9 protein-coding genes are annotated in these 15,080 nt (G+C 52.2%); 2 read left to right on the top strand and 7 right to left on the bottom strand.

All coding sequences use genetic code 11. From position 1 onward, the window contains the following. Positions 1-402: 402 nt before the first annotated feature. Positions 403-1,047, bottom strand: coding sequence for a DUF7691 family protein (locus tag Pan241w_RS09740; RefSeq protein ID WP_145214396.1), 645 nt, complete (start codon positions 1,045-1,047; stop codon positions 403-405). Positions 1,048-1,228: 181 nt separating this feature from the next. After that, positions 1,229-1,639, bottom strand: a complete 411-nt coding sequence (locus Pan241w_RS09735) for a hypothetical protein (RefSeq protein ID WP_145214393.1) — start codon at positions 1,637-1,639, stop codon at positions 1,229-1,231. 275 nt (positions 1,640-1,914) lie between these two features. Between Pan241w_RS09735 and Pan241w_RS09730 the strand changes: the two genes are divergently transcribed. Next, complete coding sequence (locus Pan241w_RS09730) at positions 1,915-3,840, top strand: DUF1592 domain-containing protein (protein ID WP_145214390.1); 1,926 nt, start codon at positions 1,915-1,917, stop codon at positions 3,838-3,840. A 60-nt stretch (positions 3,841-3,900) separates the two neighbouring features. Next, positions 3,901-5,289, top strand: coding sequence for a DUF1552 domain-containing protein (locus Pan241w_RS09725; RefSeq protein ID WP_145214387.1), 1,389 nt, complete (start codon positions 3,901-3,903; stop codon positions 5,287-5,289). Between the two features lie 91 nt (positions 5,290-5,380). Here Pan241w_RS09725 and Pan241w_RS09720 read toward each other — a convergent pair whose 3' ends face one another. From Pan241w_RS09720 to Pan241w_RS09700, 5 genes are all read right to left on the bottom strand, one after another. After that, on the bottom strand, positions 5,381-6,337 hold the full coding sequence (locus Pan241w_RS09720) for an SIMPL domain-containing protein (protein ID WP_145214384.1): 957 nt from the start codon (positions 6,335-6,337) through the stop codon (positions 5,381-5,383). A gap of 73 nt (positions 6,338-6,410) precedes the next feature. After that, positions 6,411-9,791 (bottom strand): HEAT repeat domain-containing protein, encoded by a 3,381-nt coding sequence (locus Pan241w_RS09715; protein ID WP_145214381.1) that lies wholly within the window; start codon positions 9,789-9,791, stop codon positions 6,411-6,413. Further along, positions 9,791-11,230 (bottom strand): multiheme c-type cytochrome, encoded by a 1,440-nt coding sequence (locus tag Pan241w_RS09710; protein ID WP_145214378.1) that lies wholly within the window; start codon positions 11,228-11,230, stop codon positions 9,791-9,793. Before Pan241w_RS09710 ends, Pan241w_RS09715 begins: the two co-directional genes overlap by 1 nt. A gap of 59 nt (positions 11,231-11,289) precedes the next feature. Then, a complete protein-coding gene (locus Pan241w_RS09705) occupies positions 11,290-12,114 on the bottom strand; it encodes a DUF4159 domain-containing protein (protein ID WP_145214375.1) in 825 nt (274 codons plus the stop codon). A gap of 62 nt (positions 12,115-12,176) precedes the next feature. Further along, positions 12,177-15,065, bottom strand: coding sequence for a hypothetical protein (locus Pan241w_RS09700; RefSeq protein ID WP_145214371.1), 2,889 nt, complete (start codon positions 15,063-15,065; stop codon positions 12,177-12,179). Positions 15,066-15,080: the final 15 nt, after the last annotated feature.

The raw sequence follows: 15,080 nt of genomic DNA, 5'->3' as shown, positions 1-15,080 counted from the left end.
ACCGCAATAAACGACCATTAGCCGCAGGGCGTTAGCCGCGGTTAATACCAACCTGGGTTAGGTTGCGGTCCTGGTAATCACATTCAATCATTAAAGAAACACAACCTGGCCGCCGGTAGATTCCAGTGAAAACAAACGCTTCACCAGCAAACAAATCCTACCAGATCACCACAGCATCATAAGAGATAAACACCCCGCACCAGGGTGAAGAAACGGCCCCTGATCAAGTTGATCGAAAACGTCCGGGCAACGAAATTTTCTCAGATCACGAAATCAGAAACCAGAGTGCCTGCACCATCAGCCGCAGGGCCTTAGCCCCGGTTGAATGTGTCATCGCAAGAAAGAAAAAAGATGTCAGGTCCATAAATTGAATGGACCTGACACCTTAAACTGTTCACAAAACTAATTTAAATAATGGATAATGATTAAATCAGTTCCTTCCTGAATACAGTAATCCAGCCAATCCAGATATGTCTTTCTCGCTGGAAAAATTAGATTTTTCCATAATTCTTTATCTTCCTCAATTTGTTGAGGATTCAGCCCTCTAAAATTCCAAACTTCTTCAAATGTTTTCTGAAGACTGCCTTCCAGTTGTTGTCTTTCTTCTTTGATTTCCTCCAGAGTTAAGTACCCGATATTTTCATCTTTAGGGGGGAATCCAAAGGGTGTCTTATAGTATCCATTTAATTTACTGTTTTCGAATTCCAGATCACAAATTGGGGGCATTTCAAGTAAGTTGCTATCTTTTTCCAACTCTGTTCCAAATAGATCACATATAAACTGAAAGGGAAATTCTAATAAACCGTAAGCCTCTATTGGGTCATGTGAAAGACCAAATATTTTCCTTATATTGGACTCCTGCATCTTGTAGTACTCTAAAAAATCTTCAGATAGTTCGTTGTCAGGAATGTTAGGATCGACATCGTCCTCTTGTTTCACTTGTTCTAAAAATAACTGAATATAACCTTCAGCTTCTTTCTTGTTTATTTTTTGAATCGATTCAATTTTGATAGCAAAACCAATGATGCTTCCACTGATATAACGCATCTGTATGATGTCCCTCACTTGATAATTGGTGCGAGAATAAAGATGTCAGCTCAATATTTTCAAAGCCCTGACACCTTAAACCGTCTAATTCATACTAAGTGAAAATAAAGGGAACAGGAATGCTCTGTAGCAAAGGTCGGGACTCTTTATTTATATAGTCCGACTTCCTTTATTACATGTTTCATATCCTATCTCGATCTCTTTCAAGTCTCACTCTTTGCAATTTTAATGTATGATCGTCAAAATCGAATTGGAACTCATAGAGAAGACCCTGCTGCAGCAATTTAATTACGACCCAGTGCTCATAAGAGTACTCTTGATATAATTCCCAATCGATGCCCTCTGCTGCAAGTATGGCCAGAAGCTTCTCAAATCCGGTCTCGACAGGAAATACGAATCCTGGAATATTGGATGCCGCAGGGAAATTATAAATATTTATAGAAGCTAACACTTCATCAATAAACAAAAACTCATTTGTTTCAATAAAAAATGAGAACCCTCTTTTACTATCTTCTGAATGATAGTGTTTTTTCGGATCTAGACCAAATTTGACAACCCAATCCTTATAAGTTATCCCCATAAGCCTTTTCATGATTAAACTCGTTCCCAGGAAAATTTTAAACAGCAGACATTTAAAGCGTCAGGACTGATGTACCCGAATTTACCGAGTCATCATACACCTGACTTGATGACGCAGCCAACCAACTCCCCAAGGATGGTTTTAGCGACTCTTTTCGGCGGCTTGTAAAATATATCAGCGCCCCGCCCCTTCCCCGGCACACATTCCGCTCCCTACCCTTGTTTACACTGACATATGCAGAAACTATAATGCGTTTATATAAAGGTTGCTGTTTGAGGAGTGATTGAATGTCAGTTTTAGAGGCACGTTTTGTTCGCGGCGTGATTGCCGTTTTGGTGTGGGGCGTCTTGTGGGTCTGTCCGCAGTTTAGTCGGGCTGAGTCCAAGGAGGACAAAACGCTGGCGGCGCGGAAAGCGGATGCGAAGCAGTTTTTCAGTAAGCAGGTCACTCCCTTCATCAAAAAGTATTGCATCGAGTGTCACCAGAACCGACGGCCCACCGAAGCCGGGCTCAGTTTTGACCCTGCGCTACGGAGTCCCGGTCATGCTGCCTTTAGTGAGAAGTGGAAGAAGTCGGCGGCTCGCGTGAAAACGCACGATATGCCGCCGGAGGGGTTGGATCAGCCGACCGATGAAGAACGCCGGATGTTTGCGGAATGGCTGCAGAAGGTGAAATATCTCAGCCCGAAAGATCCAGGGGCGTTTGTCATTCGGCGGCTCACCAAAACGGAATATGGCAACACGCTGCACGATCTGTTGGACGTCGATCCCAACATCGTCGGCAGTCTACCGGACGAAGTCAGCGGCGAAGGATATCTCAATTCGCTCTCCCCGCTGCAACTCGAACAGTATCTGGCCATCTCCGAAAACGTGCTGAATCAGATTCTGGCGCCGGAAGGGGAACCGCCCACCAAAATTCAAAAGCAACTCTTTGGAGAACCACTCCCGTCCGGGACGGACGATCAAGCGACCGCCCGCAAAATGGCATCGTCACTGGCGCGAAAGGCCTACCGCCGGCCCCCCTCTGCTGCGGAAATTGATGTCCTGCTGAAGGTCTTTGACCTGGGACGACAGAACAAACTCAGCTACTACGCCTCCTGTCGGCTGATGCTTAAGGCGATTCTGGTTTCTCCCCAGTTTCTGTTTATCACGCCGGCCAAGGAGATTGAAACCGAGAAGGGAATTGTGCCCCTTGATGATTTTCAGCTTGCCTCGCGTCTCTCGTATCTGTTGTGGGCCACCATGCCCGATGAGGAGCTGATGGCGCTGGCGGATCAGGGAAAGCTGCACGAGCTGCCGGTGCTGAAAGATCAGGTCAGGCGGATGCTGATGGCCCCGCGATCGCGGGCCCTGTTTGACGGCTTTGGTGCGCAGTGGCTGAAGCTGGGAAATCTGCACGAGCGAACGTTTGACCCTGAAAAATTTCCGCAGATGAACGCCGCCCTGCGCACGGCGATGTACGATGAAGCCCGCCTCTTTTTCGAAAGCATCGTGCGTGAGAACCGCAGCATTGCGAATTTTATCGACAGCGATTTTACCTTCCTCAATGAGAACCTGGCGTCGATCTATGGCCTGGAAAAAACCGTCACTGGCTCCGAGATGCGGAAGGTCAAGCTGACCAATGGCAATCGGGGCGGAATCCTGGGAATGCCCGGCGTGCTGGCCGCGACCTCCTTTCCCAACCGGACCAGCCCCGTCAATCGAGGCGTCTGGGTGCTGGAACAGGTGCTCGGGGATCATGTCCCCCCTGCTCCGCCCAATGTGCCGTCACTGGAGAAACAGGATCAAAAACAGGTCGCCAACCTGACACTCCGCGAGCGCACCGAACTGCACCGCTCCGAAGCGGTCTGTGCCAATTGCCATCGCTTACTTGACCCGATCGGATTCGGCCTGGAGAACTTCGACGCCATCGGACGCTGGCGCGACCAGGATGAAAACGGTCAGGCCATCGATGCCTCGGGGGAGCTTCCGGGGGGCCGCCATTTTTCCAATCCTAAAGAATTAAAAGCCATTATCGCCGAGCAGAACACAAAGTTTTCTCGCAATCTGGTCGAGCGACTGTTAGCCTATGCATTATGCCGACGCCTGGAAGGGTATGACGAAATTGTGATCGATGAATTGATGCAGAAGATCGCCAAAGACGACTATCGCATGCAGACACTCATCACCGAGGTCGTCACCAGTTATCCGTTCACGCATCGTCGCATTGAGTGACAGACGAACCACACACCCGATTTTCCTCTGCATTCCAGCCCCCCACCTGAAGGCCTTCCCATGAGCAATTATAAAAAAATCGATCGTCGCACCTGTCTGAAAGGCCTGGGAACCGCACTGGCCTTACCTCTGCTGGATGTCATGGGCTGGGCCGAAGCCAGCGAGAAAAAAGAATTCAAGCCGCCGGTCCGAATGGGGTTCATGTATATGCCGCATGGCGTGATTATGGATCAGTTCTGGCCCAAAGATCCCAAGACGTTTCTGACCTCGCCGCCCCCTGCCCTTGAATCGCTGCGGCCTGTGATTGATCAGTGTCTGCTGATGAAGGGGATCGCCGGCGTTTCCAACGGTCCCTTCCGAGGCGCGCCGCACGCGCTCGAACTCTCGACGTGGCTCACCGCGGCCTTGCCCGATCCGGACAAGCGGGACGAGATCAGTATCTCCATCTCCGCCGATCAGATTGCCGCGAATTCGCTGGGCGCGTTTACCGCTCTGCCTTCACTGGAACTGGCCACGATGCCGCAAACGTGGAAGGAAAACCAGGCGGGGCTGAACGAGGCCTACTATTCGCACTGCAGCTTCCGCTCGCCGACCCAGGCGGTTCCCGCGGAGACCAATCCCCGCAACGTGCTGAATCGTCTGTTCAACAAGAAGGAAAAAGGGGACGGACTGTCGGCGAACGGGATGAGCAGTTTAGACCGGAGCATGCTGGATCTGGTGATCGGCGGTGCCCGCGATTTGCGTCGCACCCTGTCCCAAACCGACCAGAAGAAGCTGGATCAATACCTGGACAGTGTGCGTTCGGTGGAACGACGGATTGCCGCCATTGAAATGCGTCAGAAAGAAGCGGCCCTTGAGAAAGCAGGCATCCGCCCGAGCCGCAGTCATAAGACCGACTCACCCCCCATCGAGATCAAGATTCCCGAGGGGGACAAACGCAGCGAGTACATGCAGGTGATGTGCGACCTCAACGTGCTGGCCTTCCAGACTGATACGACCCGCGTCAGCACCTACATTGGCTCGACCCCGAACGGCGTCTCTTATCCTGAACTTGGATTCAACGACCAGCATCATTCCCAGACGCACCACAACGGCGAGAAGAAGAAGGTCGACAAAGTCGCCGCGATCACGAAATTCAACATCGACCAGTTTGCCTACATGGTCAACAAGATGCACAGCCTGAAAGAAGGGGACGGCACGCTGCTGGAGAACTGCATCATGATGTGGGGCTCCGGACTCGAAGATGGCGACCGGCACACCCGGGCCAACCTGCCCTTCATCCTCGCCGGAAGCGGCGGCGGTGCGATCAACACAGGTCGCTTCCTGCCCGATGTGAAAGGAAACCAGGGCGACTTGCTAAGTACCTTACTGACGTGCATCGGGATTCCGCTGGACCGCCCCGTCGGAATCGCAACGAAACAGATCGCAGAGATCCCTGCCAAATCCTGAAACAGTGACCTAATGCGATGCAAGCGATGCACGGTAGCGGAACTCGTCAAACGTCTCTCTGTGATTTCCGGCTCTGTTCTGTAACGAACGCTTATTTTTCTTTCAATTCAAAACCAGCAGTCACTGTTACATGATACTTCACCTGCTTAGGCAGGACACTCACCGCCTCGGCCTGACTGTCTTCTGAATTCTCAGCAGAGTACAAACTCCGCGCGACGGAGTAGTAAGCAGATCGGTAGCCGTATTCGTTTTCTTCGCCGGAAGATCCAGCATCACTGGAAATCGAGTTCAATTTTCCCAGTTCATAACCCGCGGCTTTCGACAGACGCGATGCTTGCGACCTGGCTTTTTGGAATGCTTCCGCCAGTGCTTTGTCTTCTTCCTCCTGGGAGATCGGACTGGCGAATGAGAACACCGGTTCTCCCGGTTTGGCTTCCCCGTCGCCGCCATACATCGCCCTTTCCCCCATCTCTTCCATAATTTCCTGTTCTTCCGGGGAGAGCTTACTGGCTGCTTTCAGGCCTCCCAGGTCTGCATCCTTAATTTTTTTTTGCAGGGGATGTGTCGTTAATAATAGTTCTTCGACCGTTTTCGCTTTCAGTTTCCATTCTACGGACAATTGCACGGACACCGTGACAGGTGAGGTGGGGGCATTCTTTTTCTGTGTTTTGCCCCGGTTCAGACTTTTCATCCTTTCTAACAGTAACGCCTCCATCTGTTGCTGCCTGTCAGATTTACCCGCTGAAAGTTTTGGTTCGCCAAGTTTGATTGATGCTTTATCGGCTCCAAAGGCGGCAAGTTGGGCGCGCGTTGCTTCAATTCTCTCCTTGAGGCCGGCCAATGCCTCTTTCAGGGAACTGGCCTTGGAAAGCAGATCGATTTGCATGCGCATCACAGCAGGCGTTTTCTTAATCACAACCGTGCCGTTTCCAGAAACAGTTCCTGCTTCACCTTCCAGAATTCCGCTTCCCCCAAATTGCGAGAATGCGGGTTTTCCAGTGGTACACAGTAACACAACCAGCAATGTGCGTATCATCATAGAGTTCATCAAAGTCCTTCTCCTGCCATCAGTTGAGACATTTTTAAATATCGTTTTCGTTTCTAATGATGTCTAATCAGCTTTAACGTAGTCGATGCATTCCGATTTCATCACGAATCCGTTTCCTCAACGCGAGTATATCCGGTCCTGTCATAATACGAATCGTCCAGTAAAATTCTTTCGTCATACTCTTGTAATACCCCAGGGGCTTTATCTGCTGCTCGTAGATTGAGGTTAACAGCGGCACCTGGGATATCTCATTTTTGTAGGCAATCGCCCTGAAAACAAGCCGCGTCCAGCGCAGGTCCTTTTCCCTGGAATAGCTCCAGTAATCCAGCAGGACTGGTAAACCGTCCGGATCATCGAGCAGCGTCAAAAGATAGCCGGCATAGGCTGCGGTTTGTAGATCATCCGAATTCAGTAACGGCTTCAACAATTGAGGGTCGAGTCCATCAGGTGCTTCGGGGATAATCGGCAGTCCCCACTTTTGAGAAAGACTGTCTTCAGGGTTATTGAATTCCAACGCCAGTTTATTGTTCATCACCGACGAAACTGCCTGGGTTCCCATGCTGAGATATGCGAGCGCAATCTTACGCAGCGCGGGACTCTTTTCAGAAAGCCCTTTGATCGCAGAATTCCTGGCCTGCGTCTTGGTTTGCGCAACAAGATAAACATGAAAGGCTACTTCGCGGAGTGGCTCCGATGTGGACTTTTCCGAAAGCAGGGACTCTGAAATTTTCTCGGCTTCTTCACGGGAAACGGACAGCAACACAGCTAAAGCAACGGTTCTCTGCCAGAACACACTCGATTGAATATGGGGAACCATGTCGGCCGCAACCCGTTTTTTTGTGCTGGTCGAATAATCATCGAAATCATAATAGGATTTCCCAAAGTAAATCTGCCTGAAGTTCCTGATAATCATAAAGGCCAGCGCGGCGTCCATATCCTGGCGGGTCAGCAGTTTCCAGAATGCATTCACTGCCCGGTAATCACGAGGTCCCGCCATCCGCCGGACCGTTTCGTATAAATCTGACGGAGCGGGGGCAACCTGAATCATTTCCTCAAAGAGTTGAACTCGATCGTCCCACAGCAACCAGGGCAGAACACTGGCAATGCTGCTGATGTGCTCAGGATGCGATTTTAAAATGGCCTGTATTCGAGGAATGGTATGCTGATCCTTTCCCAGCCCGATCAGGGCGCGAGCGCCAGCCAACTGCTCATCCACCGATTCCTGCGTCAGCATTGATTCCAGCAAGGGCACCAGTTCAAACATCCACGCGGCTCTGAATTTTCCTTCCCGGATCGACTGCAGCCTGTTTTCGTAATCTCGAGTATGCTGTTGATTGGGAACGTCTTCGGTCTGGGTCTTGGGTGCATTTTCTTCATCCTCTTTCTGAGTGTCGCTCCCGGTGGCTCCTGTTTTGTTAGCCAGTGCTGAGTTCAATTTCCTGGTAATCGCGTCTGAAAAAGGGGATCCCACGCTCACCACCGAGGCGGGATTTTTTTCGAACCGGAGAATTTCAAACAAGGCATTTGCCGCAGCCGTCCGTACGGAACTCTCCGGATCAGCCAGCAATTCACGCAGCTCCTCCTTCACTTCTTTGGGTGTGAGTTCACACAAACCGGTGATGGCTGCAGCGCGAACTTCAGCTTCTTTGTGTCTGCAGAACTCACGCAGATAAGGAATTGATTTGACTCTCTGTTTTTCCCCATGGGAAAGCGCTTTGATCACAGATGTCGCCAGCTCCGGATGCCGCGCCGCCACTTTCGCCAACGGTTCCACAGCCACGACCAGATCGGCCTCTGCCAGCGCATCGACCGCACGACTGACTACGAAGCTGTCTTCATCGTCCAGCAGCTTGATCAGGGCCATAAAAATATCGGCATGTAAGGTTTTTTGAGGCGAGTAACGTCCCACGACCTTGGTGATGGCTTCGGCGGCTTCCGCCCGCACTCTCCAGCTGGAATGCGAAAACAGTTTGACCAGTGCTTCCGCTGACGCATTGCCTTTCGCCTCGCGAAAGAATCGCACCGCATGCACAACCAGATCCGGATCTTTTTCCTGTTCCACATACGTGGCAATTGAGGGGACAATACTGGCAGACGGCTTCTCAGCGAGCTGTTTCAGGACTGCAGCGCGGACATTGGGCTCGGGGTCATTCAAGAGTTGGATCAGGGACTTCCTGGCCGAAGTCCCTCCCACTGTGGTCAACGTTCGCAGACTGATTTCCCGGACAAGTGGTGCCGGGTCACTGAAGAGCTCCAGCAGCAGTTCTTCTTCCTGTGATGTCGCACGTTTTGAGAGCTCATCAATGGCCTTGTGCCGGACCGTCACATCGGTCGCCGCCAGTCGATCAATGCCGCCGGGCCATTCCAGCACCAACCTGTCTGGCGCGACCAGCCTGTAACGCAACGCAGTTAAGCGTTCCCGTGCCTGATCTGTTTCGACAGATTTCAACCGAGCAGTCACTTCCGGTAGCAGCAGTCGACCATAGCGGGCCAGGCGTTCTCGGACAGCGCGTGCCTCTTCCGGAGTCGTTGTCAACATCGTGTCTATCATCTTGGAGCAGGAATTCAGCTCGACCGGGGTCAGTTTTTTTCGTACCAGGGTTTCCTGTGTGTCATCAATCTGTTCGAGCCAGCCGGTCAGTTTCTGCAGTCGTTCCAGACTGAGAGAATTTGGATTCCAGGGATCGAGTCCTTCAACGGGGGCCTTCCATTCGCGCAGCAGTTCCAGTGCAGACAGTTGTGAAGCGAGCGGGCCTTCGGAAAATGCATTCACCACCAGCGGCGCTGCGGCATCGGGATAGGGCAGCAGGCGCTGAATGGCGGCCTCACGTAGTGTGGCATCCCGTTTTTTGAACAGTTTGACCAGACGAATCACGTCTAATGCATCGGGAGCGCCGGTAGCCAGCAAGGCTTTCTCCGGAATGACTGCGGCAGCCTCATAATGCTCCTGCAGCCATTCGACGAGATCCCCTGCAGCCATAGCCCCATCCTTCGACTCGATCACCAGGCCGGTCGGCGTCAGCAGACGCAGAGCTGGAATCGGACCGACGGCCATCTGCTGTGCAGCAGCGGGAGACTGGTCGACATCCAGCCGCACCAGCATCCAGCGTTTCAGTTCATTCTGGGCAACCGTTTTCTGAATTTCCTCGTCGAGCACTTTGCAGTAGGGACAGGATTTTCCTTCCAGTCGTAAGAAGATCGGTTTACCATGCTGTTGAGCCTGTTGATAAGCCTGCGGCAGCGACTCCAGCCAGGGCAACTGCTCTGCCTGCGCAACAGCCGGTTTTCTGGCTTCCAATACTTCAGTGTCTGGTTGAGCCACCGCGGGACTCAGCATGACGCAGAGAGACAGTAAACCTGGTAAACCCACACTGCGGACAGCTCGCACCAGAGCATGCGGCACGATGCCAGTTAAATGGATACTCCCTGTCGGGATTCGTCTTGTTCTGCTCATCACGGTTTAGCCTCCGTACCTGTTTCCAGGCGTTGCTGAAACGATGCTGCGACGGCGGGCTGCTGACCGTGGATGATCTGTTTCCAGTATTCTTCGTAATTGAACTCCGGACTGTTTTCCTGGTCGTGGCAGTAAACACATTGATCTCTGGCTAAAAATGGTGTCCTGTTTGCAGAATTCTGAACGTGGGCGGCTGAAGGGCCGTGACAACTTTCACAGCCCACATCGATCCGCTCAGGGCTTTGGCCCCTTGAAACAAAACCACCGGGTAAACCAAAGCCCGTCGTGTGGCATCGCTGACAGTCAGAGTCGACGTGCGCCCCCGATCGGGTTAATGTTTTCCAGGCATGTGCGTGCGCCGAACGTTCCCACTGGTCGCAATCTGCCGGATGGCATTTCAGGCAGGATTCGGTTCCCGCGATCAAGTAACCGGCAGGAGGATTCACCGGCAGAGGTGGAGAAAATCCGGTTTCACTCGCGGTAAAATCCCGTTTTTCGAGTTCCGCATAAAATGCCTGCAGATTCTGTTTTTGCTGCTCGTTGTCGGAAAAGTCTTCCGTCATTTCCACCACGCGCCCCTCCCAGCCAGCCTGGCGGTTTCCGGGGGGCGGCTGCAGCTGCACCAGAAATTTCCCCTGATTGGCTGCCGCCGCCACAGTCGTCGGCCCGATGGAACCGGGAGCGATGCTCTGGTGCGTGGCTCCGCCCAGAATCACATCCGCCTCCGGCAGCTCAGCAGCAAAACGTCGTAACTCTTCTTCTGGCATATACGCCAGCACGATCAGCCAGTCATACAAATCTCTATTTTGATCGACGATTGCCAATACAGCATCGCGGGGGGAACTGATCTGCAAGCCAGAAACAGCATACTGCGGCGAAATAACGCCCACGATCAGCAGACGCGTTCCGCTCGCGTCCACCAGACGTTTTGTCTCCGCAATGAACTTTCCATCGGCATCGCGAATGTTGGCTGAGACGAAAGGGATCTCTATTTTCTTCTGCAGTTCCTGCAGGTAATCGGCTCCCAGTTTGATTTCCGAGCCGCCCAAATTATGAGCGGCGATTCCCATCTGAATTTCTCCCTGCAGAATTGCTTCGAATTTGGTCCGGTTATAGGAAGATTCTCCGCCAGCTGCGCCTCCCACATCGACAAGAACCACTTTTGAGTTCTGCTGCTCAGCAGCAACATAAGTTCCGCGTCGGAGCAGCCCTCCCGATTGATTCGACGTACAGCCACAGGGCACAATCCAGCCTGCCGTATCGCAACTGGCGATCAATGTGATCGGGCGAGCAACGGCAACGTCCTCCTGAGCGGTCTGCGGGAGGTTTTGATCCTGCTTCAGCCCTTTGACGACAGCAACGCTCACGATGGAAATCGCACAAATCCCGACAATCGTCGACAGCAGGATCCGGTTGCGTGGCGTAGGTGAATCATTCATTTCAGGAGCTTTTGCCTGTGTTCATCAAAGTCGAATGTTGGAAACTTTTCCACGATGTACTAATAGATCAATGAGTAAGCGAGAATATTCGCATTGATCTGGACGCAGTTCTTGATTTCATTACCGCCACAACAGCAGCAACCTTGAGTATGTGCGGTATCATTTAAGCCGTCCTGGGAATAAATCACTCCCAGTCGTCCCTCATACGAAACTCCATTGAGCGGACGCGGCTTCCCGTGTTTGGCCACTAATTTTTTGATTTCAAATACCGTGTTAAAAACGGGATGATTCATTGCGATCTGGCTCAGTGAATTTTTGGGAAAGACAGTGGCCATCTCTTTGCGGAATGAGCGATCCCACTCTCCCGATGAACAGCCTGCGGAAGCCAGCAGCAGCCCCCCTCGTTCAACGTAGGTTCTCAGGTTTTTCCGCTCCGCATCGGTCAGCCGGAACTCCCCCTCTCCCGTCATAATCACCATCGGAAAATTGAACAGTTCATCGGAACTGAGTTTGACCGCGTGGAATCGACGACTGGTAGAGATCGCTGAATGTTTTTCGACTTCAACCAGAAAGTGATCTGAAAAACACTGGCTGCTTTTGACACCGGCATAAACCAGGTTGGCGACCTGGACAATGCTTTCCGACTCCCGACCGACCTGCTTGGGATCTGGAACTCGTTGCTGTGTTTTGCTTTTGTCCGACTCTGTCTGACTGGATTCTGGCGTACCAGAAGTCGAAGCGGCCGCCTGCGATTTCGCTTTTCGAGGGGTCACTTGCTGAGCAGCACCATGCATCCCCCAAACAACAAGTGCCCCCAGCAGCACAGTCAATTGAAACCATTTTTGTTTCGATTTTCTATCTAATTTTTTGGGGGTTACCATCATCTGATTCTCCTTTTCTCAGTAAAAACCATCTGGGTACGGACTGAGCACCAGGTAATATCAATTTATTGTTCTCCGACTTCATCAGCGATCCGCTGGAAATAGCGTCCCACTTTTCGTCGGTATTTCAGTGGGACTGCGGCTTCCCCTGTCCCAGAAGCTTGAAAGGCACCGCTGGTATTAAAAGACGAACGCTCCTCCTGCCGCGCAAACGCCTGCCCACCAGAACGACCGGGGGCCTCGCGTGCCTGATCACTGGATGAGCCCTGATGCGCTGCAGACTGATCCATAAAGGGAGTTTCGCCGTAGAGGCCGATATTCTGCATCGTGCTGCGTCTGGCACTGAAGCCCCCACCGGCTCCGGATCCCATTCCATTTCCTTTTCCAGTACCGGGGCGAAAACCAGCTTCTTTCAGCAACTGACTGATCGTTTGCCCGATACAATCGCCGAGCGAAGGATTGAATCCTGGTAAACCACCTCGGCACGCATTCTGCCCAGCCTGGCCGACTCCCTCACATTGTGACAGAAACTTCTGAAGTATGTCGGCTGCTTTCAGTGCCCCGGAGTGCCCTTGTGTACCGGAGAATTTTGCCAGTCCCTGAGCAGCCTCCGTCATCGCCTCTGCGGCTCCACTGACTCTGACTGCGCTAACAAACTCCAGAGCCGATTTACGTAATTCCTCAAACCGCGGTTCCAGTGGCAGTTGCTCAACATGTTCTTCGATATCATTAAGTAGTTGAACAAGTTCTTCCTGAATCATGTTCTGCTCGGCTTCAAGATCGCGCATGCGTGCTTTTAAAACGGGATCATCGGTATCAGATTTCTCTTTCAGAGATTCCAGGCGACTGGCTAGATCCCGCTGTTGTTTGTAAAGCTGAACGAACCGGGACTGATCCAGCATCAACGGCATGATTTTTGAGAGAGTTTCCAGTGGTGCCATCATTTCCGAGTCAAGTTGCTCACGCTGCGATTTCAGAGAGTCCAACATCGCACTCAGTTGTTCCGCCGTCTGTTTATTTGTGGCCTCTTTATTTTTGGTCAGCCTCTGCAGCTGTTCTGACATGTCCTTTAATGCCTCAGCCTGTTTTTTCAGTCCAGGCGACAGTTCCTGATCCAGTTGATAAGGAAGTTGTGAGTCGGCGAGTTTTTTCAGCGTTTCCGCTTCCTGGGCGATCGACTTCGTCAGTTCCTGCAGTTCCTTGAGGGCTTCTTTTTTCAGAGGGGAATCTGCCGGCAGTTGTTCGATTTTCTTCTGCAGCGTTTCCATTTTCTCCGCCAGAGATTCCATGCGGCGGCGGGCCTGCTGATATTTTGACATCAGCATCTGCAGACCATTGCGACTGCGTTGCATGCTTTCAAATTCTTCCTGCGAGATAATCCGAATCACCGCGACCGAGCTTTCCGATCCCTTGCCAATGATGCGTTCTGGATTTGCCGGATCCTGAACTCCCGTGTTCGGGTCGTTATCTTCCACCCGGGCAAACACCCGGATTTCATCTCCCGCTTCGAGACCGTATTCAGCCAGTGGCAACATCACGACTTCATGCGCATGCACGGGAGACGGTTCTGAAAACGGAATGTCCAGGGGCAGGAAACGCGAGTTGTTCAGATTGCGAAACAATTGCAGTCGCGAGAGCCCAAAATCATCTTCGGCTGATATCACAACAGGGATTCTGGCCGTCGGAGTGGACAATGAAAGCGACTGGGGCTGCAGGAGACGGACAAACGGACGCTCGTCGAGCAGCAGTGTGACCGGCGCAGTCACCGTATCTTTTGATTCCTGACCAGCAATATCAACCACAGACAGCACGATCTGGCCTGGCTTTTGAATCGTAAACGTCCCCCTGACTTCTTCGCTGCCTGTCTCAGTCGGATTCAGAACAAACTCCTGCTGCTCCCCTTTCGACAGATAGTTCAGCTTTCCGCCGGAAAGCGGGCGGTTGCTGGACAGGGTGACTTTCACCTGCGTACCAGGCAGACCGGACAGACCATCTCGGGGTATCGGCCCTTCATAATCCGGAAGACCGGTATACCGGGGCGCGATCACCTGAACACGAACATCAACGATTTTCGGAACGGTGATCACTTCGATGTGAAATCGACGGCTGCGCGCATCCCGCGTACGCACATAATAAGTCAGCGGATCCCGAATGTCGGAAATCGTTGCTCTCCAGCGATTACCACTTTCAGCGAACATCGGGAGCACGTCCAAAGGTTCGATCTTTGACTGCTCCTGGTAGGTAACCTGTGTGTTATAGGGTTCAAGCACAAGCTCAAGATCGTCGGCCGGGGTTCCCTGTAGTGTGACGTGAATATCAATCCCTGCTCCAAAAACGAGCTGTGCCCCTTCCGGATCGACTTGAAATCGGATGTGTGAATATGGAGGATGATCACCGGACGGATTCACAAACCGGTTCCACTCTGTTGCAGCCAGCTGCGGTAACAGGAGCGCAAAGAAAATCGGAATCACCAGCAGGCCGGCAAATACCAGAAACGAGCGTTTCATGGGATCGACCGGAATGGCCCGGGAGCAATCTGCTTGCGCCGCCAAGTCCGCGGCTCGGCTGACAGCAATTTCTGCCAGCGCGCTCGTCAACTCCGGGTTAGCAGAACCGGAATAGGAACCGTTCATCAGCGAAAGTTCGAGACCGGAACAGATTTGCCCCTGAGTGCCAGCAACATTGTCGAGCCGCGCGGCAATCATCCGCGCGTGATTCTGGAGCGTAGCTTTAAACAACATTACAAAAATCAGTACTGCGCAGGCCGCCAGTGCCAGAATGAGAGTTGCAATCCGCAGGGCGGGAGTGAATTCAAACAGCAGATCCATCCAGATGCCCAGAATCAGGCACACCAGCCCCAGAGCCAGCCCCCAACCGAAGGCGGATCCCCCTTCGATCCAAAGTTTGCGGCGTCGAAGCTTTAAGAGAACTTCGGTTAACAATCGATGGGCCATCACGATTTCCTCGTG

This window comes from Gimesia alba, assembly GCF_007744675.1.
Classification (GTDB): Bacteria; Planctomycetota; Planctomycetia; order Planctomycetales; family Planctomycetaceae; genus Gimesia; species Gimesia alba.
Note: the sequence above shows the minus strand (reverse complement) of the source record. Positions and strands in the feature narration are given on the sequence as shown.